Origin of the sequence: Stutzerimonas chloritidismutans (assembly GCF_020783375.1) — a bacterium.
In the GTDB taxonomy this organism is placed as follows: Bacteria; Pseudomonadota; Gammaproteobacteria; order Pseudomonadales; family Pseudomonadaceae; genus Stutzerimonas; species Stutzerimonas kunmingensis.
The window spans coordinates 3,394,452-3,417,483 of record NZ_CP086067.1 but is presented as its reverse complement, the minus strand read 5'-3'; the positions used below and the strand labels follow the sequence as shown (position 1 = coordinate 3,417,483).

Annotated in this window: 24 protein-coding genes and 1 other RNA gene; 17 read left to right on the top strand and 8 right to left on the bottom strand. The window is 58.7% G+C overall.

Translation table 11 applies throughout. The annotated features are described in order from the left end of the window. Nucleotides 1-48: 48 nt before the first annotated feature. Entirely contained in the window at nucleotides 49-1,203 is a 1,155-nt protein-coding gene (gene algW, locus LLJ08_RS15935; protein WP_014821372.1) for a Do family serine endopeptidase AlgW, read from the bottom strand. A 161-nt stretch (nucleotides 1,204-1,364) separates the two neighbouring features. Here algW and LLJ08_RS15930 point away from each other — a divergent pair, with 161 nt between their 5' ends. From LLJ08_RS15930 to cysN, 3 genes are all read left to right on the top strand, one after another. Then, on the top strand, nucleotides 1,365-2,123 hold the full coding sequence (locus tag LLJ08_RS15930) for a Nif3-like dinuclear metal center hexameric protein (RefSeq protein ID WP_228207448.1): 759 nt from the start codon (nucleotides 1,365-1,367) through the stop codon (nucleotides 2,121-2,123). 185 nt (nucleotides 2,124-2,308) lie between these two features. Continuing rightward, nucleotides 2,309-3,226, top strand: coding sequence for a sulfate adenylyltransferase subunit CysD (gene cysD / locus LLJ08_RS15925; protein ID WP_228207447.1), 918 nt, complete (start codon nucleotides 2,309-2,311; stop codon nucleotides 3,224-3,226). Between the two features lie 11 nt (nucleotides 3,227-3,237). Next, on the top strand, nucleotides 3,238-5,136 hold the full coding sequence (gene cysN, locus LLJ08_RS15920; RefSeq protein ID WP_228207446.1) for a sulfate adenylyltransferase subunit CysN: 1,899 nt from the start codon (nucleotides 3,238-3,240) through the stop codon (nucleotides 5,134-5,136). A gap of 365 nt (nucleotides 5,137-5,501) precedes the next feature. Here the strand turns inward: cysN and LLJ08_RS15915 are convergent, their stop codons facing one another. Beyond that, the gene (locus LLJ08_RS15915) at nucleotides 5,502-5,933 is read right to left on the bottom strand and encodes a pilin (RefSeq protein ID WP_179484726.1); all 432 of its coding nucleotides are present in this window, start codon (nucleotides 5,931-5,933) and stop codon (nucleotides 5,502-5,504) included. A gap of 319 nt (nucleotides 5,934-6,252) precedes the next feature. Here LLJ08_RS15915 and pilB point away from each other — a divergent pair, with 319 nt between their 5' ends. The 5 genes from pilB to yacG all read left to right on the top strand — a co-directional run bounded on the left by pilB (nucleotide 6,253) and on the right by yacG (nucleotide 10,981). Beyond that, nucleotides 6,253-7,956 carry a type IV-A pilus assembly ATPase PilB gene (gene pilB, locus LLJ08_RS15905; RefSeq protein ID WP_179484725.1) on the top strand — a complete coding sequence of 568 codons (1,704 nt, stop codon included), beginning with the start codon at nucleotides 6,253-6,255 and terminating at the stop codon, nucleotides 7,954-7,956. Between the two features lies 1 nt (nucleotide 7,957). Next, nucleotides 7,958-9,175: a type II secretion system F family protein gene (locus tag LLJ08_RS15900; protein ID WP_179484724.1), complete on the top strand. Its 1,218-nt coding sequence runs from the start codon at nucleotides 7,958-7,960 to the stop codon at nucleotides 9,173-9,175. Between the two features lie 2 nt (nucleotides 9,176-9,177). Continuing rightward, nucleotides 9,178-10,047 carry a prepilin peptidase gene (locus LLJ08_RS15895; protein ID WP_179484723.1) on the top strand — a complete coding sequence of 290 codons (870 nt, stop codon included), beginning with the start codon at nucleotides 9,178-9,180 and terminating at the stop codon, nucleotides 10,045-10,047. A gap of 131 nt (nucleotides 10,048-10,178) precedes the next feature. Next, on the top strand, nucleotides 10,179-10,787 hold the full coding sequence (gene coaE, locus LLJ08_RS15890) for a dephospho-CoA kinase (protein ID WP_179484722.1): 609 nt from the start codon (nucleotides 10,179-10,181) through the stop codon (nucleotides 10,785-10,787). Further along, complete coding sequence (yacG, locus tag LLJ08_RS15885) at nucleotides 10,784-10,981, top strand: DNA gyrase inhibitor YacG (protein ID WP_179484721.1); 198 nt, start codon at nucleotides 10,784-10,786, stop codon at nucleotides 10,979-10,981. Before coaE ends, yacG begins: the two co-directional genes overlap by 4 nt. Nucleotides 10,982-10,991: 10 nt before the next feature. Here yacG and LLJ08_RS15880 read toward each other — a convergent pair whose 3' ends face one another. Both LLJ08_RS15880 and LLJ08_RS15875 read right to left on the bottom strand, forming a co-directional pair. After that, entirely contained in the window at nucleotides 10,992-11,672 is a 681-nt protein-coding gene (locus LLJ08_RS15880; RefSeq protein ID WP_042928463.1) for an energy-coupling factor ABC transporter permease, read from the bottom strand. 63 nt (nucleotides 11,673-11,735) lie between these two features. Next, nucleotides 11,736-12,773, bottom strand: coding sequence for an NADP(H)-dependent aldo-keto reductase (locus LLJ08_RS15875; protein WP_179484720.1), 1,038 nt, complete (start codon nucleotides 12,771-12,773; stop codon nucleotides 11,736-11,738). Between the two features lie 432 nt (nucleotides 12,774-13,205). On the opposite strand from LLJ08_RS15875, the gene rplM reads away from it, so the two are divergent. From rplM to LLJ08_RS15840, 7 genes are all read left to right on the top strand, one after another. Continuing rightward, on the top strand, nucleotides 13,206-13,634 hold the full coding sequence (gene rplM, locus LLJ08_RS15870) for a 50S ribosomal protein L13 (protein WP_003302798.1): 429 nt from the start codon (nucleotides 13,206-13,208) through the stop codon (nucleotides 13,632-13,634). A gap of 14 nt (nucleotides 13,635-13,648) precedes the next feature. Next, a complete protein-coding gene (rpsI, locus tag LLJ08_RS15865; protein WP_003302797.1) occupies nucleotides 13,649-14,041 on the top strand; it encodes a 30S ribosomal protein S9 in 393 nt (130 codons plus the stop codon). Between the two features lie 256 nt (nucleotides 14,042-14,297). Next, nucleotides 14,298-14,891, top strand: a complete 594-nt coding sequence (gene petA / locus LLJ08_RS15860; RefSeq protein ID WP_003302796.1) for a ubiquinol-cytochrome c reductase iron-sulfur subunit — start codon at nucleotides 14,298-14,300, stop codon at nucleotides 14,889-14,891. Then, nucleotides 14,891-16,102, top strand: a complete 1,212-nt coding sequence (locus LLJ08_RS15855; protein ID WP_041014823.1) for a cytochrome b — start codon at nucleotides 14,891-14,893, stop codon at nucleotides 16,100-16,102. The genes petA and LLJ08_RS15855 overlap by 1 nt, the downstream gene beginning before the upstream one ends. Then, on the top strand, nucleotides 16,102-16,881 hold the full coding sequence (locus tag LLJ08_RS15850) for a cytochrome c1 (protein ID WP_228207445.1): 780 nt from the start codon (nucleotides 16,102-16,104) through the stop codon (nucleotides 16,879-16,881). The genes LLJ08_RS15855 and LLJ08_RS15850 overlap by 1 nt, the downstream gene beginning before the upstream one ends. A gap of 88 nt (nucleotides 16,882-16,969) precedes the next feature. Continuing rightward, on the top strand, nucleotides 16,970-17,587 hold the full coding sequence (locus LLJ08_RS15845) for a glutathione S-transferase N-terminal domain-containing protein (protein WP_228207444.1): 618 nt from the start codon (nucleotides 16,970-16,972) through the stop codon (nucleotides 17,585-17,587). Between the two features lie 12 nt (nucleotides 17,588-17,599). Beyond that, a complete protein-coding gene (locus LLJ08_RS15840; RefSeq protein ID WP_003302790.1) occupies nucleotides 17,600-17,998 on the top strand; it encodes a ClpXP protease specificity-enhancing factor in 399 nt (132 codons plus the stop codon). A gap of 39 nt (nucleotides 17,999-18,037) precedes the next feature. Here the strand turns inward: LLJ08_RS15840 and LLJ08_RS15835 are convergent, their stop codons facing one another. From LLJ08_RS15835 to LLJ08_RS15820, 4 genes are all read right to left on the bottom strand, one after another. Beyond that, entirely contained in the window at nucleotides 18,038-18,616 is a 579-nt protein-coding gene (locus LLJ08_RS15835) for a BON domain-containing protein (RefSeq protein WP_014821351.1), read from the bottom strand. Beyond that, entirely contained in the window at nucleotides 18,613-19,206 is a 594-nt protein-coding gene (locus LLJ08_RS15830; RefSeq protein ID WP_102831995.1) for a phosphoheptose isomerase, read from the bottom strand. The genes LLJ08_RS15835 and LLJ08_RS15830 overlap by 4 nt, the downstream gene beginning before the upstream one ends. A gap of 109 nt (nucleotides 19,207-19,315) precedes the next feature. After that, nucleotides 19,316-19,678: a YraN family protein gene (locus LLJ08_RS15825; RefSeq protein ID WP_014821349.1), complete on the bottom strand. Its 363-nt coding sequence runs from the start codon at nucleotides 19,676-19,678 to the stop codon at nucleotides 19,316-19,318. After that, complete coding sequence (locus LLJ08_RS15820) at nucleotides 19,678-21,480, bottom strand: penicillin-binding protein activator (protein ID WP_031297484.1); 1,803 nt, start codon at nucleotides 21,478-21,480, stop codon at nucleotides 19,678-19,680. Before LLJ08_RS15820 ends, LLJ08_RS15825 begins: the two co-directional genes overlap by 1 nt. A gap of 124 nt (nucleotides 21,481-21,604) precedes the next feature. Between LLJ08_RS15820 and rsmI the strand changes: the two genes are divergently transcribed. Both rsmI and rnpB read left to right on the top strand, forming a co-directional pair. Then, on the top strand, nucleotides 21,605-22,468 hold the full coding sequence (gene rsmI, locus LLJ08_RS15815; RefSeq protein ID WP_041014820.1) for a 16S rRNA (cytidine(1402)-2'-O)-methyltransferase: 864 nt from the start codon (nucleotides 21,605-21,607) through the stop codon (nucleotides 22,466-22,468). Between the two features lie 72 nt (nucleotides 22,469-22,540). After that, an RNA gene (rnpB, locus tag LLJ08_RS15810) (RNase P RNA component class A) lies at nucleotides 22,541-22,899 on the top strand. Nucleotides 22,900-23,032: the final 133 nt, after the last annotated feature.

The following is a 23,032-nucleotide window of genomic DNA, read 5'->3' as shown; positions in this document are numbered from 1 at the left end:
GGGCGCAGCATGTTGCGGCATTTCCCTCTTTTGGCAGGAGCATCATCGCTATTTCGGCGCCGCGTTCACCGGTGGTCGCATGCCAACTTCGGCGGTAAGGGTCAGTGGCTTGCCATTGCGCAGGATATCGATGTCGATGTTCTCGCCTGGGCGCGCGCGGGCGACCTGATTCATCGAGCTGCGTCCGTCGGCCGACTGCACCCCGTCGATGCTCAGGATCAGGTCGCCTGGCTGAAGCCCGGCGCGTGCCGCCGGGCCGTCGCGGTAGACACCCGCCACCACGATTCCCGGTCGTCCTTCCTGACCAAAGGACTCGGCAAGCTCCTGGGTCAGCGACTGCACCTCCACGCCCAGCCAGCCACGGATAACCTGGCCGTGCTCGATGATCGACTTCATCACTTCCAGTGCCAGCTTTACCGGAATCGCAAAACCGATGCCCTGGGAACCGCCAGACTCGGAAATGATGGCGGTATTGATGCCGATCAGGTTGCCGCCGGCATCCACCAGCGCGCCGCCCGAGTTGCCGCGGTTGATTGCAGCGTCTGTCTGGATGAAATCCTCATAGGTATTCAGGCCCAACTGGTTGCGACCGGTGGCGCTGATGATGCCCATGGTGACCGTCTGGCCAACACCGAAGGGATTGCCGATCGCCAGGGTGACGTCGCCCACGCGTATGCGATCGGAATGGCCGAGCGTGATGGCCGGCAGGTCTGCGAGGTCGATCTTCAGCACGGCAAGGTCGGTCTCGGGATCGCTGCCAATCACCCGGGCCAGCGTTTCGCGGCCGTCCTTGAGGGCTACCACAATCTGCTCTGCGTTGGCAGTTACATGATTGTTGGTCAGCAGATAGCCTTCGGAACTCATGATCACCGCAGAACCGAGGCTCGACTCCATGCGCCGCTGCCTGGGCAGGTTATCACTGAAGAAGCGTTGAAACAGCGGGTCTTTGGATAGCGGTTGCTGCTCGGTCTTTTCAATGACCTTGGTGGTGTAGAGGTTGGCGACTGCTGGTGCAGCCGTGGCGACCGCGTTGGCGTACGAGTAGGGCCCCTGCTGCGGTGCGCTGGCGACCAGCGGTGCCTGCTGTAGACCGATGTCGTGCTCCTTGACACCCACCAGCTGCGGGTAACGCTGGATGATCAGCAGTGCTACGAGCAGGCCGACCAGCAACGGCCAGCCGAGAAAACGTAGGGCATTGAACATCGCGCAGAGGTCCGGACAGAGTTGCGGGCGCGGGGAGCGCCCCTTAAGGTGGCGGCATTATACGAAGCTCCAACTGAAATGCAGCTTCATGTGTGCATGATTTGCCGTGAGGGTTCGACTAGAAATCTATCGAGCCATATCGCATTTACCAAGAGGTTGCCATGACTGTTGCGCTCACCGCTCTGGTTCAGGAGGCAGATCGATATCTGGATGCCGCCAGGATTGCCGATTATTGCCCCAATGGCCTGCAGGTCGAAGGGTGCTCGCAGGTCGCGCGGGTCGTCAGTGGTGTGACGGCCAGCCAGGCATTGCTGGATGCGGCAGTCGAGGCAGGCGCCGATGTGGTCCTGGTCCATCATGGCTATTTCTGGAAGAACGAGGATGCTCGTGTCGTCGGTATGAAGCAGCGCCGCCTGAAAACCTTGCTGAGCAATGACATCAGCCTGCTGGCGTACCACCTGCCACTCGATGTGCATCCTGAGGTCGGCAACAATGCCCGATTGGGCGTATTGCTCGGTCTTCGCTCCGACGGTCCGCTGGAGCCGGGCAATCCGCGCTCGGTGGGGCTGGTGGGCTCCCTTGAGAAACCGCTGGCGCCGGCTGAGTTCATGCGTCGGATCCATGACGTGCTTGGACGGGAGCCGCTGATGGTCGCCGGCGACCGCCCGATTCGGCGTGTCGCCTGGTGTACCGGTGGTGCCCAAGGCTATATCGATCAGGCTGTGGCGGCCGGAGTAGACGCCTATATCACCGGTGAAATCTCCGAACCCACGGCACATATCGCGCGTGAAAATGGCCTGAGCTTCTTCGCTGCCGGCCATCACGCGACAGAGCGCTATGGGGTCCGTGCGCTGGGTGAGTACCTGGCAAGCCGCTTCGGCATCGAGCACCAATTCATTGATTGCCCAAACCCCGCGTAAAGCTTGCTCTACAAGCGCAGTGAGTCGTGGATCCCCCATTTCACGGTCCCGTGGCACGGCGGAGAGTCGATATAAATCTATAGCTTTTAGGTCTAAAAGGCGGCCTGATTAGAATTGAAGGTCGTGTTAGAGTTGCGCGCATTCCACGGCCGGCCGGCCGTCCATCTGCCAAATCGTGAGTAGCCATGGTCGACAAACTGACGCATCTGAAACAGCTGGAGGCGGAAAGCATCCATATCATTCGTGAGGTCGCTGCAGAGTTCGGCAACCCGGTGATGCTGTATTCCATCGGCAAAGATTCGGCCGTAATGCTGCACCTGGCGCGCAAGGCCTTCTTCCCTGGCAAGCTGCCGTTCCCGGTGCTGCATGTCGACACCCGCTGGAAGTTCCAGGAGATGTACAGCTTCCGCACCAAGATGGTCGAGGAGATGGGCCTTGAGCTGATCACCCACATCAACCCCGACGGTGTGGCGCAGGACATGAATCCCTTCACGTATGGCAGTGCCAAGCACACCGACGTCATGAAGACCGAAGGACTCAAGCAGGCGCTGGACAAGTACGGCTTCGACGCTGCCTTCGGTGGTGCCCGTCGCGACGAGGAAAAATCCCGCGCCAAGGAACGTGTCTACTCCTTCCGTGACAGCAAGCACCGCTGGGATCCTAAGAACCAGCGCCCTGAGCTGTGGAATCTCTACAACGGCAAGGTCAAGAAGGGCGAGTCGATCCGCGTGTTCCCGCTCTCCAACTGGACTGAGTTGGACATCTGGCAATACATCTACCTCGAGCAGATCCCGATCGTGCCGCTGTACTTCGCTGCCGAGCGGGAAGTCATCGAGAAGAACGGCACCCTGATCATGATCGACGATGAGCGGATTCTCGAGCACCTCACTGAAGAGGAAAAAGGGCGCATCGAAAAACGCATGGTCCGCTTCCGCACCCTCGGCTGCTACCCGCTCACCGGTGCGGTCGAGTCGACCGCGACCAGCCTGCCGGAAATCATCCAGGAGATGCTCCTGACCCGCACTTCCGAGCGCCAGGGGCGCGTCATCGACCATGACGCCACCGGCTCGATGGAAGAAAAGAAACGCCAGGGTTATTTCTAAGGAAACGCATCATGAGTCATCAATCCGAACTGATCAGCGAGGACATCCTCGCCTACCTGGCGCAACACGAGCGCAAGGAACTCCTGCGTTTTCTGACCTGCGGCAACGTCGATGACGGCAAGAGCACCCTGATCGGCCGCCTGCTGCACGATTCGAAGATGATCTACGAGGACCATCTCGAAGCGATCACCCGCGACTCCAAGAAGGTCGGTACCACTGGCGAAGACGTCGATCTGGCGCTGCTGGTCGATGGGCTGCAGGCCGAGCGCGAGCAGGGCATCACCATCGACGTTGCCTACCGTTATTTCAGTACCGCCAAGCGCAAGTTCATCATTGCCGACACCCCCGGCCATGAGCAGTACACGCGCAACATGGCCACCGGCGCGTCCACCTGCGACCTCGCGATCATCCTGGTAGATGCCCGCTACGGGGTGCAGACCCAGACCAAGCGCCACAGCTTCATCACCTCGTTGCTGGGCATCAAGCATATCGTCGTCGCCATCAACAAGATGGACCTGATGAACTTCGATCAGGACGTGTTCGAGAAGATCAAGGCCGACTACCTGGCATTTGCCGATCGCATCGAACTCAAGCCGTCGTCTCTGCACTTCGTGCCGATGTCGGCGCTGAAGGGCGACAACGTGGTCAATCGCAGCGAACGTGCGCCTTGGTATGAGGGGCAGTCGCTGATGGAGATTCTCGAGAGCGTCGAGATCGCCGGCGACCGTAACTTCGATGACCTGCGCTTCCCGGTGCAGTACGTCAACCGCCCGAATCTGAACTTCCGTGGCTTCGCCGGCACCCTGGCCAGCGGTATCGTGCGCAAGGGTGACGAAATCGCTGTGCTACCGTCCGGCAAGACCAGCCGGGTGAAGTCCATCGTCACCTTCGATGGCGAGCTCGAGCAGGCGACGCCGGGTGAAGCCGTCACCCTGACGCTGGAAGACGAGATCGATGTCTCGCGCGGCGACATGCTGGTACATGCGGACAGTCGCCCGCGTATTGCCGACAGCTTCGAGGCAATGCTGGTGTGGATGGGCGAAGAGCCGATGCTGCCGGGCAAGAAATACGATATCAAGCGCGCTACCAGCTACGTGCCGGCCTCTATCGCCAGTATCGCCCACAAGGTGGATGTGAATACGCTGGAGAAGGGCGCTGCTAGCAGCTTGCAGCTCAACGAAATCGGTAAGGTCAAGGTCAGCCTGGATGCGCCTATCGCGCTCGATGGCTACGCGCAGAACCGCACCACCGGTGCCTTTATCGTCATTGATCGCCTCACCAATGGCACCGTCGGCGCCGGCATGATCATCGCCGAACCGGTTGCCCAGGGGGCGGGCGGTCATCATGGTGCGCTGGCCCACGTCTCTACCGAAGAGCGCGCCACTCGCTTTGGCCAACAACCGGCGACCGTACTGTTTACCGGCCTTTCCGGCGCCGGCAAGAGCACGCTGGCTTATGCGGTGGAGCGCAAGCTGTTCGATATGGGCCGCGCAGTTTACGTGCTCGATGGCCAGAACCTGCGCCACGACCTGAACAAAGGCCTACCGCAGGACCGCGCCGGCCGTACCGAGAACTGGCGCCGCGCCGCCCATGTCGCACGTCAGTTCAACGAAGCGGGCCTGATCACCCTGGCCGCGTTCGTCGCACCAGACGCCGAAGGGCGTGAACAGGCCAAGGCATTGATCGGCGCTGAGCGCCTGATCACCGTCTACGTCCAGGCCTCCCCGCAAGCCTGCCGCCAGCGCGATCCGCAGGGGTTGTATGCGGCCGGTGGGGATAACATTCCGGGTGAGTCTTTTCCGTACGATGTGCCGCTGGGGGCGGATCTGGTGGTCGACAGCGAATCGCTGAGGGTGGAAGAGGGCGCCAAGCAGGTGATCGAGCTGCTGCGTAAGCGCGGAGCGATCTAAGCGCCCCGCCCGGTGAATGAAAACGCCCTGCCAATGCAGGGCGTTTTTGTTTCGGCAAGACAACTAGCCGCTACGATGCCTTGCCGACATGGCTGATTAGGCGAGCAAAGGGATCGACGTTCGAGGTATATGAGTCCGTTGCGCTGCATGGAAGAACGTCGCCCTCATTGGCGCTGACGACGAAACCCTGCAGGGTGTGCAGCCCGCTGTGAGGGGGCTCGCAGCGGTGTCTGTCTGGTGGACATTGAACACTGATGGTGCAGGTTTCGTCGATACACAAAAACAAAACCCCGCCGGATAGGCGGGGTTCTGTTTGATATGCGAGCGTTATGCAGCCTTGTGCAATACCCGCAGCGCTGCAGGGATTAACGGCAGCCCGACGGAATATGAGAAGTATTTGTCAAGCCAGCGCAGGTCCAGCCTTGGATCTGGTTCGAGGTAGCATCAACTGTCGGGGTGATAGTCATCGTTTGGCCAGAAAGCGTACCGGCGTTAAAAACGACCGAGATTTGCCCGTTAGCACCAACAGTTGCACCGCCTGCAGCAAAATAATTGCCTGCCAACGCTTGCGCGTCAGTATCTGCTTGCGAACCAGCGCCAGGAACTGCGCCATCGACTGCCAGTTGGCTAGCGATTTCTGCTCGCACGCCTGCAGTGGCAGAAAGCCCTTCAGTTGCTTGTGCGCGAGCGGTGTAGTCTTGATAGGCCGGAAGTGCAATCGCTGCCAGGATGCCAATGATCGCGACGACAATCATCAGTTCGATAAGAGTAAAACCCTTCTGCATCTGAGCTTTCATTTGAATCTCCTTTTGAGTGTTAAGGCTTTGAGCCTGCCAGGACTAAGCAGCTAGCGTGCCATGTGTCTTCCACGTTGCGCGGATCAGGAAATATTGTGACGTGCGTCCGTTAAACGATGCCCGGTGCGTGGCGATATGTTCTTACTATTACTTGACGGCGGCAGCGGCATTGGAACAGGCGAAAGAGTTTCTTGCGTTCGTTTTGGTATGCATGTTTTTTACGGGCGCTATGTGACCAATAGCGTCACGCTACGTTCCGCATGTTTGCAGTGGAAGGCTTTCGCGCTATAAGGCGGGCTTGGAACTAGGCGAGACCCTTATGAGCGAAAACATTTCTCTATCCGGACTGGCACGACAGGTGGTCGGTGCCGGGGTGCTAGACGAGAGAACTGCGCAGCAGGCCCAAGCACAAGCGCTTCGCAGCAAAACGCCTTTCGTTACCTATGTTGTTCAGAACAGGCTGGTCAAGGGGCGCGTCATAGCCGAGCTTGCGTCTGAGCAGTTTGGCGTCGCATTGATGGACCTGGGCGCCCTGGATAAGGAGGTACTGCCCAAGGATCTGATCAGTGAGAAGCTTGCCAAACAGCATCGCGTGCTCCCCCTTTCCAAGCGTGGAACCAAGTTGTTCGTCGCTATTTCTGACCCAGCGAATCATCAGTCCATTGCCGATATCCAGTTCAGTACCGGGCTTTCGATCGAGCCGGTCTTGGTAGAGGACGACAAGCTCGGTGAGGCAATCGAAAAGCTTTACGACAACGGTGCTACCGGGCTGGAGGATCTCGGCGATGTTGACCTGGATGGCGTGGACGTCGAGTCGGTCAGTGATGATGCTAAGGGCGATGAAACGGGCGAGGCCGCAGATGATGCGCCAGTGGTTCGTTTCGTCAACAAGATGCTGCTTGATGCCATTCGTGGAGGCTCATCTGACCTTCATTTCGAACCGTACGAGAAAGCCTATCGGGTACGGCTGCGTACTGATGGCATCCTGCATGAGGTGGCGCGTCCGCCAATACAGCTAGCGCCGAGGATTTCTGCGCGCCTCAAGGTGATGGCGGGGCTGGATATTTCCGAGCGCCGCAAGCCGCAGGATGGTCGCATCAAGATGAAGCTGTCCAAGAACAAGGCCATCGATTTTCGCGTCAATACGCTACCCACGCTCTGGGGGGAGAAGATCGTGATGCGAATTCTCGATCCGTCCAGTGCGCAGATGGGCATCGATGCATTGGGTTATGAAGAGGATCAGAAAGAGCTCTATATGAATGCCCTGAAGCAACCACAGGGCATGATTTTGGTTACCGGCCCGACCGGCTCTGGTAAGACGGTTTCTCTCTACACCGGCCTAAATATTCTCAATACGGTGGACGTGAATATATCTACTGCCGAAGATCCGGTGGAAATCAATCTCGAGGGCATCAACCAGGTCAACGTCAATCCTCGTCAGGGGATGGACTTCTCCCAGGCGTTGCGCGCGTTTCTACGTCAGGATCCAGACATCATCATGGTCGGTGAGATCCGCGATCTGGAGACCGCTGAGATTGCCATCAAGGCGGCGCAGACGGGCCACATGGTCATGTCGACGCTACACACCAACAGCGCCGCGGAAACCCTGACCCGTCTTCGCAACATGGGGGTGGCCGCGTTCAATATCGCGACCTCGGTCAACCTGATCATCGCGCAGCGACTGGCACGCAAGCTTTGCAACAGTTGCAAGAAGGAGATCGATCTGCCGCGCGAGGCGCTGTTGGAAGAGGGCTTCCCTGCCGACAAGATCGGGACGTTCAAAATCTATGGTCCGGTCGGCTGCGATAATTGCAAAGGCGGTTACAAAGGTCGTGTCGGTATTTATGAAGTGGTTAAAAACACGCCGGCACTGGCCAGGATTATCATGGAAGACGGCAACTCCATTGATATTTCCACCCAGATGCGTAAAGACGGCTTCAACGATCTGCGTACATCGGCCCTAGTGAAGGCCATGCAGGGCGTGACCAGCCTGGAAGAAGTGAACCGGGTGACCAAGGACTAACATGGCGCAGAAAGCGATTAAAACCAGTGTCTTCACCTGGGAAGGTACCAACAAGCAAGGCGCGAAGATAAAGGGCGAGCTCAGTGGCGTCAGTCCCGCGCTGGTGAAAGCGCAGCTGCGCAAACAGGGTGTCAACCCGCAGAAGGTGCGTAAGAAGTCGGTCTCATTGTTCGGTGCTGGCAAGAAGATCAAGCCGATGGACATCGCCTTGTTCACTCGCCAGATGGCAACCATGATGAAGGCGGGTGTGCCGCTTCTGCAGTCGTTCGACATTATCGGGGAAGGCTTTGACAATCCGAATATGCGAAAGCTGGTGGATGATCTAAAACAGGACGTCGCGGCAGGGAATAGTTTCGCAACCGCCCTTCGTAAGAAGCCTCAATACTTCGATGATCTGTATTGCAACTTAGTGGATTCCGGTGAGCAATCCGGTTCGCTGGAAACGCTGCTTGATCGGGTGGCGACGTACAAGGAAAAGACTGAAGCTCTGAAAGCCAAGATCAAGAAGGCGATGAATTACCCCATTGCCGTGGTGCTGGTTGCAATCGTCGTTTCGGCGATCCTGCTGATCAAGGTGGTTCCACAGTTTCAGGATGTATTCTCGAACTTCGGTGCAGAGCTTCCGGCATTCACATTGTTTGTGATTGGCATATCCGAAGCGCTTCAGGCTTGGTGGCATCTGGTTTTGCTGGCGTTGGTCGGTGCTGCCTATGCCTTCAAGACTGCTCACGGCAAGTCCGAGCGCTTTCGTAACTCGTTTGACAGGTTTCTTCTTAAGATGCCGATTGTCGGAGATATTCTCTATAAATCTGCTGTTGCGCGTTTCGCGCGCACCTTAGCTACGACCTTTGCCGCAGGCGTGCCATTGGTAGATGCGTTGGATTCGGTCGCTGGAGCAACGGGCAATGTGGTGTTCCGCAATGCAACAATGAAAGTGAAGGGCGACGTTTCGAGTGGTATGCAGCTCAACTTTTCTATGCGCACGACCGGCACCTTTCCGAGCATGGCTATCCAGATGACTGCGATCGGCGAAGAGTCCGGCTCTCTCGATGAAATGTTGGCTAAAGTGGCGACCTTCTATGAAGACGAAGTCGACAATATGGTCGACGGGCTGACTGCTCTGATGGAGCCAATGATCATGGCGGTGCTTGGTGTGCTGGTCGGCGGTTTGATCATTGCCATGTATCTCCCGATTTTCCAGCTGGGTGCCGTCGTCTGATTATGATGTTGATCGATTATCTGGCCAGCCACGTGCTGGCCTTTGTTTTGTCCGCTGCATTGCTGGGCTTGTTGATCGGCAGCTTCCTCAACGTCGTGATTTATCGCCTGCCGATCATGATGCAGCGTGAGTGGCGCGCGCAGGCGCTTGAGTATCTCGAGTGCCCGCCGGAGCCGATCCGTGAGCGCTTCAATCTGCTGCTGCCAAGTTCGCGGTGCCCGCACTGTGATCATCAGATTCGCTCTTGGGAGAATATCCCCTTAGTCAGCTGGCTGGCCTTGCGTGGCAAGTGTTCGTCATGCCAGGCACCGATCAGTGGTCGCTATCCCCTCGTGGAGTTGGCGTGCGGCCTGCTTTCTGGCTATGTCGCTTGGCATTTCGGTTTCACCTGGGAGGCAGGAGCAATGCTGTTGCTGACCTGGGGATTGGTGGCGATGAGCATGATCGATATCGATCACCAGTTGCTGCCCGATTCGCTGGTTCTGCCGTTGTTGTGGCTTGGTCTCATCCTGAACAGCTTCGGTTTGTTCGTATCGCTTGAAAGTGCACTGTGGGGAGCGGTAGCGGGATATCTGAGCCTGTGGTCGGTTTATTGGCTGTTCAAGCTGGCCACCGGCAAAGAAGGTATGGGCTATGGCGATTTCAAACTGCTTGCGATGTTAGGAGCTTGGGGTGGCTGGCAGGTGTTACCCCTTACCATCCTATTGTCATCGGTGGTTGGGGCTGTTCTTGGCACAATCCTGTTGCGGGTGCAGCGCGCCGAGAGCAGCACGCCCATCCCTTTCGGTCCCTACTTGGCGATCGCCGGCTGGATCGCGTTGCTTTGGGGTGACTGGATCACCGAGAGCTATCTCCATTTCGCGCGCTTCTAAGTCGGACACCATTGCTGAGTCGAAAGCCGTTCCGCCGACTTGTACTCTTAACGAAAGACGTTCTGGGCTTGCGCTTCGCAGGCTGAGTGGTTACTACTGCGCGTCCTGTTTTTAGTCTGGGTGTGGTTGCGATGGAGCCCTGGATTCTCGGGTTGACTGGCGGCATTGGTAGTGGCAAGACCGCGGTGCTGGATCGCTTCGCCAGTCTGGGTGTACATGTCGTCGATGCCGATCAGGCGGCGCGCTGGGTGGTCGAGCCCGGGCGGCCAGCCTTGCTGCAGATTGCCGAGCGCTTCGGCTCAGGCATCTTGCTCGCGGACGGCGCTCTGGATCGAAAAGGGCTGCGTGAGCGTATATTCGATAACCCGGCCGACAGGCAGTGGCTGGAACAGCTGCTGCATCCTCTGATTCGAGCTGAGATCGCCAGGCATCTTGCCTTGGCCGAGTCGCCTTACGCCATCATGGCTTCTCCGCTGCTGATCGAGTCAGGGCAGTACCGTCAGGTCAATCGTGTGCTGGTTGTAGACGTCCCTGTGTCACTCCAGGTTGCGCGCACGATGGCACGTGATCAAGTCAGTGAGGAGCACGTGCGGGCGATTCTCAAGGCGCAGGCCCGTCGTGAAGCGCGCCTGCAACATGCCGATGATGTGCTGGTAAATGATCGAGATCTGTCGTGGCTAGGGGCGGAGGTCGAGCGATTGCACCGCTTTTATTTGAAGTTACGAGGAGGGCAGGTATGACCGCTGCGATAGTTGAGTGTCCGACGTGTGGAGCGTCGGTAGAGTGGGGGGCGCAAAGCCCAAGCCGGCCGTTCTGTTCCGATCGTTGCAAGCTTATTGATCTTGGTGCTTGGGCGTCGGAAGCGCACGCGATTCCGGGCAATGAGCTGGAGGATGATCTGTTCTCCGGTGACATGCCTCCGCGCGAGCACTAGCGCTTTGACGCTACTTGTCTTCTTTCCATGGCGCCTGCAGATAGCGGCTTTGATTGAAACTTTCCATCCAGTCCGGGTAGAAAACCACCAGGGCGGTAATCGCTGTGCCGTTGATGAAGGCTTCGGGGAACATGACCAGCCATAGGTAGCCGGCAAAATCCGCCAGCCAAGGCGGCATCGGGTAGCGACCATCTAGTAGCAGTACGCCGAGCGATGCCAGGATGCACGCCAATGCTGCGAGCGCCGCTGGAAAGAATCCAGCGAAGAAAATGAAGACGAACAGGTTGCGGGGTTGGGCGCGTTCTACGAGTCGCGCGCATACAACCGTGACTAGCACTGGGATCAGTACCAGCAGGATGCCGTTCATGCCCAGGGCTGCAACTTGTTGATGACCTGTCAGTGTCAGGCCGACCTGGGCGATGAGGGCGGCGATGATTGCCAGTGGCCAGTCCAGTAGCAAGGTGACGGCTGTCAGCCCGATGAAGTGGAATGAAAGGCCCGAATCGAAGTCCCTTCGCACCAGCCAGAGCAGAAAGATCGAAAGCATTGCGCCGAACAGCAAGTGCTGACGGCGAGTATCACTGAAGAGCTCGACCCAGGGAGCTCGCCAGGTCGCCCATAACAGCGCGATCACATAGATTATCCAGCCTGCCAGCAGGCTGGATGGAGCAAGCAGGTGGGCGGCGATCATGCTAGTGATTTCCTTTGTGCTCGTTGTTGCCGGTGCGCAGTAGTCGGCGCTTCGTGAAGGGGCTTAGGGGGCTGGATTCGGCTGTTCTGTGTGGATTGCTTCAATTGCGGCTAGCACTTCACTCGAGAGCGTAATTTCGGCGCTACTGATATTCGACTCAAGTTGCTCTAGTGATGTCGCGCCGATGATATTGCTGGTGACGAAGGGTTGCGCTGTGACGTAGGCAAGCGCCATCTGCGCTGGATCCAGTCCATGCTCGCGAGCCAGTTTAACGTACCGAGAGCATGCGGCTTTGGCCTGGGGGCTGTTATAACGCGCGAAGCGTTGAAAGAGCGTGAGGCGCGCGCTGGCAGGGCGAGCGCCGTTCTCGTATTTGCCGCTGAGCATGCCGAATGCCAGTGGTGAGTACGCGAGTAGGCCGCATTGTTCACGGATGCTGATTTCCGCCAGGCCAACCTCGAAACTGCGATTGAGCAGGTTATAGGGGTTCTGTATCGAAACCGAACGCGGCAAGCCGCGAGCTTCGGCTAATTGCAGGTATTTCATCGCGCCCCACGGCGTTTCGTTGGACAGGCCGATGTGGCGGATTCTGCCCGCTTTGACTTCGGCATCGAGCGCTTCGAGAGTTTCTTCCAGTGGAGTGAAGTCGCCTTCTTGATGTCGGTAGCCCAGCTGCCCGAAAAAGTTGGTGCTGCGTTCCGGCCAATGCAGCTGGTACAGGTCGATCCAGTCGGTCTGCAGGCGCCGAAGGCTGTTATCGAGCGCGGTGCGGATCTGTTCGCGATTGAATTTGGGTTGACCGTCGCGAATGTGCGTAATGCCGTTGCCGGGTCCCGCGATCTTCGTGGCTATGATCCAGTCGGCTCTGTTGCCCCGGCTCTGGAGGTAATTTCCTATGTATTGCTCAGTGGTTGCGTAGGTTTCCGGGCGCGGCGGCACCGGATACATCTCGGCCGTATCTATGAAGTTGATGCCGGCAGTCTTCGCCCGGTCGATCTGGGCGAATGCCTGGGCCTGGTCGTTCTGTTCTCCCCATGTCATGGTGCCGAGGCACAGTGAGCTGACTTTCAGATTTGTGCGGCCGAGTGAGCGATATTCCATGCAATACCTCGCGTGATCTGAGACTGAGTGCCGAAGAGCTTAACGAAGACGGTACGGCTTGTGCTCATGAGAGCGTTCGACGTATCCGAAGTGCCCTGGATGTCACGCTGGCGGATATCTGGAGTGAGGCTCGCTGTTTGGTGGGCTGTGCCTGCTTGAGAGCGGGTGTGGCGGGAATTCGATAACTATAAATGTCGGTTGCTATTTTGCTGGTAATCAGGATAATTCCGCAGCCTGTCGCCGGGGATGCCTAGCCTGTCGACGCAAGCCAAAGGTAGGGGATGCCTAGCCTACCGAATCACTGCCGTGGCGGACGCGCTGACCCGAGCCCCCGATAGCGTCTGTTTCCGGCTGCTCTGGCCTTGCCAGGGCGAGCACCATTCAGTAAGATTCGCCGTCTTATTTTCAGGGCGGCCCCTGAGGCTATAACGAATGAAGACATTTACTGCTAAACCGGAAACCGTCAAGCGCGACTGGTTCGTCGTCGACGCTGCCGGCCAGACCCTGGGTCGTCTGGCAACCGAAATCGCTAGCCGCCTGCGTGGCAAGCACAAGCCGGAATACACCCCTCACGTAGATACTGGCGATTACATCGTCGTGATCAACGCTGAGCAAGTGCGTGTAACTGGTGCCAAGACCACAGACAAGGTGTACTACTCTCACTCCGGTTTCCCGGGTGGCATCAAGTCGATCAGCTTCGAGAAGCTGATCGCCAAGGCGCCCGAGCGTGTGATCGAGACCGCGGTCAAAGGCATGCTGCCGAAGAACCCGCTGGGTCGCGACATGTATCGTAAGCTGAAGGTGTACAAGGGTGCCAACCACCCGCACACCGCTCAGCAGCCCCAAGAACTGAAGATTTAACGGAATAGTTCATTATGTCGGCGACTCAAAATTACGGCACTGGCCGTCGCAAGACTGCAACCGCGCGCGTCTTTCTGCGCCCGGGCACTGGCAAGATCTCCATCAACAACCGTGAGCTGGATAACTTCTTCGGTCGCGAAACTGCCCGCATGGTCGTTCGTCAGCCGCTGGAGCTGACTGAGACTGTCGAGAAGTTCGACATCTACGTCACCGTTCTCGGTGGTGGTGTCAGTGGTCAAGCCGGTGCCATTCGTCACGGTATCACTCGTGCACTGATCTCGTATGACGAAACCCTGCGCAGCCCGCTGCGTAAGGCTGGCTTCGTCACTCGCGACGCTCGTGAAGTGGAACGTAAGAAGGTCGGTCTGCGCAAAGCGCGCAAGCGTCCGCAGTACTCCAAGCGCTAATTCGCGCTTTCAAAAGAAACGCCCAGTTTCGTTCGGAGCTGGGCGTTTTTTTTTGGGGTGCGTTTTTATATGGCGGTGCGACAGTGTGTCGCGCGCTGGAAAGCCTGAAGGCCGGGCATTAGGGCTTATGTGACAGGCTATTACCTTGTCAGAAGAAGGCCTTTTCTTTACCATTTGGCGAATTTTTCGCGGCCCAATTTTACGTGGTACATGCCTGCGTCAAGCAGGCCATAAGAAGCTGATGGGAGACGACTGAATGAGCAATGACGGCGTGAATGCAGGCCGGCGTCGCTTCCTTGTGGCCGCCACTTCGGTGGTGGGCGCTGCAGGAGCGGTGGGTGCTGCGGTCCCGTTTGTGGGATCGTGGTTCCCGAGTGCCAAGGCCAAGGCTGCCGGTGCGCCGGTAAGGGTAAATATCGGCAAGATCGAGCCGGGACAGCAGATGGTCGCCGAGTGGCGCGGTCAGCCGGTATTTATCGTGCGTCGGACCGACGAGGTCCTCGGAAATCTGGAGAAGGTTGCCGGCCAGGTAGCCGATCCTGAGTCCAAGGCTTCCGAGCAGCCTGCTTATGTCGATCCGAAGAACCGGTCGATCAAGCCCGAGTTGCTCGTGGTGGTCGGTCTGTGTACTCACCTCGGCTGTGCGCCGTCCTTCCGTCCTGAGGTGGCTGCGGCCGATCTCGGTGCCGATTGGCTTGGTGGGTATTTCTGTCCTTGCCATGGTTCCAAATACGATATGGCCGGTCGCGTCTATAAGTCGCAGCCAGCTCCCTTGAACCTGCCGGTGCCCCCGCACTCGTACGAGACCGATAATGTAATCATCATCGGTGTGGACCAGGAGAACGCCTGATGAGCAAGTTCATGGAATGGGTCGACGCCCGCTTTCCCGCGACCAAGATGTGGGAAGACCATCTTTCGAAGTACTACGCCCCCAAGAACTTCAACGTCCTGTATTTCTTCGGTTCGCTGGCCCTGCTCGTACTGGTCAATCAGATACTTACCGGTATCTGGCTGACCATGAGCTTCGAGCCTTCGGCTGAGGGCGCCTTCGCCTCCGTCGAATACATCATGCGCGACGTTGAGTACGGCTGGATCATCCGCTACCTGCACTCCACGGGCGCGTCCGCGTTCTTCGTCGTGGTCTATCTGCATATGTTCCGTGGGATCCTCTACGGCTCCTATCAGAAGCCGCGCGAGCTGGTGTGGATCTTCGGCATGATGATTTACCTGGCGCTCATGGCTGAGGCCTTCATGGGCTATCTGCTGCCTTGGGGGCAGATGTCCTACTGGGGTGCCCAGGTAATCATCTCGCTGTTTGGTGCCATTCCGGTCATCGGTGGTGACCTGACCCAGTGGATTCGCGGTGACTACCTCATCTCCGGCATCACGCTGAACCGCTTCTTCGCACTGCATGTGATCGCGCTGCCAATCGTCATTCTTGGCCTGGTCGTTCTGCACATCCTGGCGCTGCATGAGGTTGGCTCGAACAACCCGATGGGTGTCGATATCAAGAAGACCAAGGACGAGAATGGCGTGCCGCTCGATGGCATCCCGTTTCACCCGTACTACACCGTGAAAGACATTGTCGGTGTCGTGGTGTTCCTGTTCGTCTTCTGTGCGGTCGTGTTCTTCTTCCCTGAGATGGGTGGCTATTTCCTCGAGAAGCCCAACTTCGAAGTGGCGAATGCGTTCAAGACGCCGGAGCACATTGCTCCAGTCTGGTACTTCACGCCGTACTACGCGATTCTGCGTGCGGTGCCTGACAAGCTGCTTGGCGTTATCGCCATGGGTGCGGCTATCGCAGTGCTCTTCGTGTTGCCCTGGCTGGACCGGAGCCCGGTCAAGTCCATGCGCTACAAGGGATGGATGAGCAAGATCGCACTGATCGCGTTCTGCATTTCCTTCATCATTCTCGGTGTGCTGGGCGTACTGGCGCCAACACCTGAGCGTACTCTGGTGTCGCGGATCTGTACTGCTATCTACTTCGGATACTTCATCCTGATGCCGTTCTACACCAAGCTCGAGAAGACCAAAGTGGTTCCGCAAAGGGTGGATGGCTGATGAAAAAGCAATTTGCTGCATTGATTCTTGCAATTCTGCCGGCCTTTTCCTTCGCGGCAGGCCCGGCCGTTCATCTGGACAAGGTCGATATTGACCTGACTGACAAAGCGGCCATGCAGGACGGTCTGAAGACTTTCGCCAACTATTGCATGGGTTGCCATAGCGCGCAGTATCAGCGTTACGAGCGTGTTGCCACGGATCTCGGTATTTCCGAAGAGGTCATGATGGACAACGTCGTTTTTGCTGATGCCAAGTTTGGCGATCACATGAAGATCGGCATGAAGCCTGATGACGCCAAAGTCTGGTTCGGTGCTGCTCCGCCGGACCTGACCCTGGTTGCTCGCGTTCGCGGCAACGACTGGCTGTACACCTACATGCGCAGTTTCTACGAAGATCCGGCCCGCCCTTATGGCGTCAACAATACGGTCTTCCCGAACGTCGGTATGCCGCACGTCTTGGCTCCGCTTCAGGGGCGTCGCGTCGTGGGCTGCAAGCAGGTGCAGGTGGTCGAAGACGGTCGCAAGCAGTTTGATCCTCTGACCGGCACGCCGATCACTAAAGAGGCATGCGATCAGATGGTCATCGAGCCTGGTACCGGCACGCTCTCCGAGGCCGAGTATGACGAGAAGATCAAGAACCTGGTGACCTTCCTTGCCTATTCGGCAAACCCGGTCAAGCTGGAGAGCCAGCGCATCGGTACCTATGTGCTGCTGTTCCTGGCGGTGTTCTTCGTGTTCGCTTACCTGCTCAAGCGTGAGTACTGGAAAGACGTTCACTAAGCTGCACGTTCCAACTGCTGTACCCTGCGCGCGCCCTCTGGGCGCGCGTGTTTTTTCTGCTTCAAGATAAAAGAGTGAGGAAGGACCTATGGCTGCAACCAATCGGTTGGGCTGCTACTCCGATCCCGCCGACCACTATTCCCATCGCGTTCGTCTCGTGCTCGCAGAGAAAGGCGTCAGTGTGGACATACTTGACGTCGAGGCGGGGCAGTGTCCGGTCAAGCTGGTCGAGGTGAACCCGTATGCCAGTGTTCCGACGCTGGTGGATCGCGATCTGGCACTGTATGAGCCGAGTGTGATTCTGGAGTATCTGGAAGAGCGTTACCCCCATCCCCCTTTATTGCCGGTGTATCCAGTTGCGCGGGCGAATACTCGCCTGCTGGTTCATCGCATTCAGCGAGATTGGTGTTCGCTGGCCGACCGTATCCTTGACCAGCGTACCGCTGAGCCGGAACGCGCGCAGGCGCGCAAAGAGCTTCGTGAAAGCTTGACCGGCGTGTCGCCGATATTCGCGGAAAAGCCGTATTTCATGAGTGACGAGATCAGTCTCGTCGACTGCTGCCTGTTGCCTATCCTCTGGCGTTTGCCCAGACTCGGTATCGAGTTGCCTCGAGCTGCCAAGCCGTTGCTTGACTATATGGAGCGCAGTTTCGCCCGCGAGGCCTTTCAGGCCAGTCTTTCCGCCGTCGAGCGCAACATGCGCTGAGAGAGGGTTCCCATGAATTCAAGTCGCCCCTATCTAGTCAGAGCGCTCTACGAGTGGATCGTGGACAATGATTGCACGCCGCACTTGCTGGTCAACGTCGATTATCCCGGCGTGCAGGTCCCTGCCGGGTTCGCCAGTGACGGGCAGATCGTGCTGAACGTTGCGCCAAGCGCGATACGCCACCTGCACATGGATAATGAGGCGATCAGCTTCGAGGGGCGTTTCGGTGGCGTTGCTCACTCGTTGAACGTGCCGTCCGCTGCTGTGATGGCCATCTATGCCAGGGAAAATGGGCAGGGCATGGTGTTTGAGATCGAGCCGACGCCGCCGGACGACGATGCGCCAAGCGAGAGCGGTGGTGACGACGCGCCGCGGCCGGGCGGACGTCCGAGTTTGAAGGTGGTCAAGTAGGCGAGCGCGGCGCCCGGGCCTATCGGGCGCCAAAGTCGGTCAGTCGATGTATTCGAACAGTTTGACGATACGCTGCACGCCACTGACGCTCTGAACGAGGTTGGTTGCGCGGTTGCCTTCCTGGCGGGTAACCAGGCCCAGCAGATAGACAATGCCGTTTTCGGTGATCACCTTGATCCGCGAGCCCGGCACGCTGTTATCTGCGAGCATCTGGGTCTTGATCTTGGTGGTCAGCCAAGAGTCGTTGCTGCGTGCCAGTGCAGAGGAGGGCTGCAGGATCTGCAGTTCATTGTGGACGCGCTTGACGCGCTGCACGCTGCCTGCAGCTCGTTCGGCCGTTTCCTTGAGTTCTGCGCGCGGAGTCTGTCCGGCCAGCAGTACGACGCCGTTGTAGCTCGCTACGACTATGTGCGAGCCCTGATCAAGGTCGGGATGGGCCTTGGCGATATTGACCGCAGCCTTTGTCTCGATCAGCGAGTCGTCGATCTTGCTGCCGATGGTGCGGGTGCCGCGGTTATCGGCAATTGGATCGTCGCGGGTTGCGGTTAGTACCGAACTACAGCCGCTGACGGCTAGACACAGGCCTAGGGCGATAACAGGCAGGCGGGGCACGTTCATTCCTCACTTCCGAACAATTGGTTGTCGATCAGGTCGCACAAGCAGTGGATAGCCAGCAGGTGCACCTCCTGGATGCGGGCGGTTACCTTGGCTGGTACGCGGATTTCGACGTCTTCTGGCAGCAGCAGAGACGCCATGCCGCCGCCGTCCCGTCCAGTCAGTGCCACTACCAGCATCTCCCGGTCATGAGCTGCCTGGATGGCCTGGATCACGTTGGCGGAATTGCCGCTTGTAGAGATCGCAAGCAATACGTCGCCTGGCTGACCCAGGGCGCGGATCTGCTTGGAGAATACTTCGTTGTAGCTGTAATCGTTGGCGATCGAGGTGATCGTCGAGCTGTCGGTGGTCAGAGCGATGGCGGGAAGGCTCGGCCGCTCACGCTCAAAGCGGTTGAGCAGTTCGGAGGAGAAATGCTGCGCGTCGCCGGCGGAGCCGCCGTTGCCACAGGTAAGAATCTTGCCTTCGCTAAGAAGGGCATTGACCATCGCCTGGCCGGCCTGCTCGATGCTCGGGGCTAGGATTTCCATGGCCTGCTGCTTGGTTTCGATGCTGGCCTGGAACAGTTGGCGGATTCGGGTTTGCATGTCCATTGTGTTCGACCTTAAAGGTTGCAAGCGCCTCCGGCTATCGCGCCGGTATGCGCTTGCGGTTCGCTAGGGCTGGGCGGCATCGTGCAGCAGTCGCTGCGTAATGAATCGTTCAGCTATCAAATGCGTTGCGGATCCAGTTCAGATTCTCGGTCTGCCCGGCTGATGTGATCGCAACGACGTCGAAGCGACAAGGGCTCCGGGCCCATCGGCTTTCCTTCTGCAGGAAGAGCTGGGCAGCCTTGATCAGCTTCTGCTGCTTGCGCGCATCGATGCTTTCAAGGGCGCCACCCCAGGCGGCGTAGCGCCTGTAGCGGACCTCGACGAATACTACTGTATCGCCGTCGAGCATGACCAGATCAAGCTCGCCGCTGCGACAGGACCAGTTGCGCGTCAGCAGGCGCAGGCCCTGATCGCACAGGTGACGCAGCGCGAGTGCTTCGGCAGAGCGTCCGCTGCTCTGGCTGTCGCTCATTACTGCATGTTGTCCAGGCGCTGGATCTCGCCGTCGCGGAACTCGGCCCATGGAAGCTGACGCTCGATGCGCTGCTGCGGGTTCAGGCTGAGCGTGCCGGAGAGGCCGTCGAGTTGAGTATCCGGAAGTGCCAGCAGTTGATTCAGCCGCGGCGCGAGAAGGTAGGCGTCCGCACCCATTGCGTACAGTCGACCCAAACTGCCGCCCGCCTGCGGCCATTTCTGCTCGACTTCCTGGCGCAATGGAAGTTGGTCGTTCAATAGCCAAGGGGTTTCTGCGAAACGAATGCCTTCGAGGTCGAGGTATTGGGTGCGATCGTGGCTGGCCGCATGCAGGTGAGAGGTGGCGTATACCGGAAGGTCGCCCGCATATTGGAAGATCAGGGTGGGTCGGACTTGCTGGGCCTGCTGCGGAGTGGCTGCCAGGAACAGGAAGTCGACGTCCTGCCGGCGAGTGGGCTGGTTGCTCGTCGAGGCGTCAGTGATGCTGCTGACCCGTCCGCCACGACTCTCGCTATTGCGCAGTTGCAGCAGATCGGCGATCTGGTTGGCGAGTTGCACGGGCTCGGCCAATGGCTCGGCTGCAACCAGTGTTCCGCCGGCTTCTTCCCAGCTCTGGCGGAAGGCATCCAGAATCCGCCCGCCCCAGTCTCCGCGAGGAGCCAGTGCGATGGCGCGGCGATGGCCGTCCGCCCATGCGCGGCGGGCGACCTCGCGGGCTTCGTCCTCGGCAGCCAGGCCGAACTGGAACAGCTGGGGCGGGGTGCTCTGGCCGGCGTCACTGTAGTTCAGGGCGAGTGTCGTGATCGGCAGCTGATCCCTCTCGGCCAGTTGGCGCACCAGATCCTTTTCCAGCGGGCCCACGACCAGCTGTACGCCGGCAGCCTGGGCCTGTCTGTAGAACTCGTCGATGGAGGTCATGCGGGTGCTGTCATAAAGCTCGATGCGCAGCGCCTGGCCGGATTGCTGCGCGTGCAGGTGTGCCGCAAGGAAGCCGTCACGCAGGGCGCGAGCGACGCTTGCCAGCTGGCCGTCCATGGGGAGCAGCAGTGCGATGTTGTTCAGGGGCTGATCGGCCAGCTCACGAAGTTTCTGTAGTGGCTCAGGGAGCTGTTCTGCGGCAGGGTGCTGGGGGTTTTGTGCAATCCAGTCGTCAATGGCGCGCTGTTGCTGGGCAACGGTGCCGGCGCGTTTCAGTGACAGCGCCAGCGACTGCCAGCCGGCGAGATCGTCATCTGCCGCGCCTTGCAGTTGCTGCTCGGGAAGTGCGGATATGAGTTTCCAGATGGCTTCGTGGTTGGTTCTGGCTTGCTCGCCACTCAGGAGTGGAGCAGTGAAAACCCGTTCGCGCGCAGCAGCGAGGGGCTTGCCGGTCGCCTCCAGCGCTTCCGCCCGCGCCAGCTGGCTACGAACCTGCTGCGCCACTGGTAGCTCGCCCAGGCGTTCGAACGCAGGGTGCTGCAGAGCTTGCTCGGCTTGTTCCGGTTTGCCATCGGCTAGTGCGATTTCGGCCTGCAGTGTCAATGCGAAGATCTGCTGCGCTGGTTTCAGTGTATCCAGCTGAACCTTTTCCAGAATGCTGCGAGCCTGGGCATGGTTGCCCTGTTGGATGCTCTGGTCGGCGGCGGCCAGGCGCAGCTGCACGGCTTGTTCGGGGTCGCTTTGGTCGGCTTTCTCCAGCAGTTGCTGGGTGGAAGCCTGTGGTGTGCGAGGCAGTTCGCCCAATGTCGAAGAGGGAGAGCTGGCGCAAGCTGCGAGCATGATTGCGACGCACAGGAGTAGAAGGGGGCGTAAGCAAGCCATTGTTTGATCGTTCCTGAAAGCACTGGCGAGTGTTGGCGGATTGTACCCAAGCGCTGAAGTGGCGGCGATGTTGCGGCGGTGAATCGGGCTACAATGCGCATTTCCGTGACAGAGGTAAGCCCTTGTGACTGCCAGCGGTGGTGCGAATTCCGGAATGGGGACGCTTTATGTCGTCGCAACGCCGATCGGCAATCTGGAGGACATCAGTGCCCGAGCGCTGCGGGTGCTGCGAGAGGTGTCGCTGATAGCCGCGGAGGATACCCGTCACTCGTCTCGGTTGCTCGCGCACTTCGGTATTCAGACGCCGCTGGCAGCTTGCCACGAGCATAACGAGCGTGAAGAGGGGGGGCGATTCATCGGGCGGTTGCAAGGTGGAGAGGATGTCGCGCTGATCTCCGATGCGGGTACGCCGTTGATTTCCGATCCGGGATATCACCTGGTGCGCCAGGCGCGTGCTGCTGGGGTTGCAGTGGTGCCGGTGCCGGGTGCTTGTGCGCTGATCGCCGCACTGTCGGCGGCTGGGTTGCCCTCGGATCGATTCATCTTCGAAGGCTTTCTGCCTGCCAAGGCAGCTGCACGATGTGCACGGCTCGAAGCACTGAAAGAAGAGCCGCGTACGCTGATCTTCTACGAAGCTCCGCACCGCATACTGGAATCGCTTGGCGACTTTCGAGATGTGTTCGGTGGCGATCGAATTGCCGTGCTCGGCCGAGAGTTGACCAAGACGTTCGAAACGCTGAAAGGGCTGCCGCTGAGCGAGTTGCACGCGTGGGTCGAGGCCGACAGCAATCAGCAGCGCGGCGAGTGCGTGGTGCTTGTAGAGGGTTGGCATGCTCCGCTAGACGAGAGCGCGGTGAGCGCAGAGGCGCTCCGGGTGCTCGATCTGCTGTTGGCAGAAATGCCGCTCAAGCGGGCGGCCGCAATCGCAGCCGATATTACCGGTGTGCGCAAGAATCTGTTGTACCAGGCGGCGCTGGAACGCAAATAGGAGGTGGGCCTGGGCCTCGTGCCGCCTGGTGAGCTTGCAGGCAGAGCGTTGCGGCGATACTCTGGCGCCTGGAGAGTCGATCGGACAGTCGCTGTCTCTTTTTGTTCCGCAAAAAGGGAGGGAGGAAAGTCCGGGCTCCATAGGGCGAAGTGCCAGGTAACGCCTGGGAGGCGCGAGCCTACGGAAAGTGCCACAGAAAATAACCGCCTAAGCACTTCGGTGCCGGTAAGGGTGAAAAGGTGCGGTAAGAGCGCACCGCGCGGCTGGCAACAGTCCGTGGCTAGGTAAACCCCACTTGGAGCAAGACCAAATAGGGATCCATCGGCGTGGCCCGCGCTGGATCCGGGTAGGTTGCTAGAGGCAGTCAGCGATGGCTGTCGTAGAGGAATGGCTGTCCTCGACAGAACCCGGCTTACAGATCGACTCTCCTCTTTTCTTCCTTAGCAATACCCCATTTTTAATTCCGAAACATTCTTGCTCTTAACAAAGTACTTTAACTTTGTTGAGCAACTCGCTGTTGTCTCTGAAGATGCTTCCAGTCCTCTTCGCATTCTCCGCTCGAAT

Excerpts from the sequence above, each read along its gene's own strand:
- LLJ08_RS15830 (WP_102831995.1), bottom strand. The coding sequence starts at position 19,206 with ATGGACATGCAAACCCGAATCCGCCAACTGTTCCAGGCCAGCATCGAA.
- LLJ08_RS15855 (WP_041014823.1), top strand. The coding sequence starts at position 14,891 with ATGAGCAAGTTCATGGAATGGGTCGACGCCCGCTTTCCCGCGACCAAG.
- LLJ08_RS15915 (WP_179484726.1), bottom strand. The coding sequence starts at position 5,933 with ATGAAAGCTCAGATGCAGAAGGGTTTTACTCTTATCGAACTGATGATT.
- yacG (WP_179484721.1), top strand. The coding sequence starts at position 10,784 with ATGACCGCTGCGATAGTTGAGTGTCCGACGTGTGGAGCGTCGGTAGAG.
- LLJ08_RS15835 (WP_014821351.1), bottom strand. The coding sequence starts at position 18,616 with ATGAACGTGCCCCGCCTGCCTGTTATCGCCCTAGGCCTGTGTCTAGCC.
- rpsI (WP_003302797.1), top strand. The coding sequence starts at position 13,649 with ATGTCGGCGACTCAAAATTACGGCACTGGCCGTCGCAAGACTGCAACC.
- cysD (WP_228207447.1), top strand. The coding sequence starts at position 2,309 with ATGGTCGACAAACTGACGCATCTGAAACAGCTGGAGGCGGAAAGCATC.
- pilB (WP_179484725.1), top strand. The coding sequence starts at position 6,253 with ATGAGCGAAAACATTTCTCTATCCGGACTGGCACGACAGGTGGTCGGT.
- LLJ08_RS15850 (WP_228207445.1), top strand. The coding sequence starts at position 16,102 with ATGAAAAAGCAATTTGCTGCATTGATTCTTGCAATTCTGCCGGCCTTT.
- LLJ08_RS15880 (WP_042928463.1), bottom strand. The coding sequence starts at position 11,672 with ATGATCGCCGCCCACCTGCTTGCTCCATCCAGCCTGCTGGCAGGCTGG.
- LLJ08_RS15900 (WP_179484724.1), top strand. The coding sequence starts at position 7,958 with ATGGCGCAGAAAGCGATTAAAACCAGTGTCTTCACCTGGGAAGGTACC.
- rplM (WP_003302798.1), top strand. The coding sequence starts at position 13,206 with ATGAAGACATTTACTGCTAAACCGGAAACCGTCAAGCGCGACTGGTTC.
- LLJ08_RS15840 (WP_003302790.1), top strand. The coding sequence starts at position 17,600 with ATGAATTCAAGTCGCCCCTATCTAGTCAGAGCGCTCTACGAGTGGATC.
- LLJ08_RS15875 (WP_179484720.1), bottom strand. The coding sequence starts at position 12,773 with ATGGAATATCGCTCACTCGGCCGCACAAATCTGAAAGTCAGCTCACTG.
- LLJ08_RS15895 (WP_179484723.1), top strand. The coding sequence starts at position 9,178 with ATGATGTTGATCGATTATCTGGCCAGCCACGTGCTGGCCTTTGTTTTG.
- coaE (WP_179484722.1), top strand. The coding sequence starts at position 10,179 with ATGGAGCCCTGGATTCTCGGGTTGACTGGCGGCATTGGTAGTGGCAAG.
- LLJ08_RS15825 (WP_014821349.1), bottom strand. The coding sequence starts at position 19,678 with ATGAGCGACAGCCAGAGCAGCGGACGCTCTGCCGAAGCACTCGCGCTG.
- LLJ08_RS15930 (WP_228207448.1), top strand. The coding sequence starts at position 1,365 with ATGACTGTTGCGCTCACCGCTCTGGTTCAGGAGGCAGATCGATATCTG.
- LLJ08_RS15845 (WP_228207444.1), top strand. The coding sequence starts at position 16,970 with ATGGCTGCAACCAATCGGTTGGGCTGCTACTCCGATCCCGCCGACCAC.
- cysN (WP_228207446.1), top strand. The coding sequence starts at position 3,238 with ATGAGTCATCAATCCGAACTGATCAGCGAGGACATCCTCGCCTACCTG.
- petA (WP_003302796.1), top strand. The coding sequence starts at position 14,298 with ATGAGCAATGACGGCGTGAATGCAGGCCGGCGTCGCTTCCTTGTGGCC.
- LLJ08_RS15820 (WP_031297484.1), bottom strand. The coding sequence starts at position 21,480 with ATGGCTTGCTTACGCCCCCTTCTACTCCTGTGCGTCGCAATCATGCTC.
- algW (WP_014821372.1), bottom strand. The coding sequence starts at position 1,203 with ATGTTCAATGCCCTACGTTTTCTCGGCTGGCCGTTGCTGGTCGGCCTG.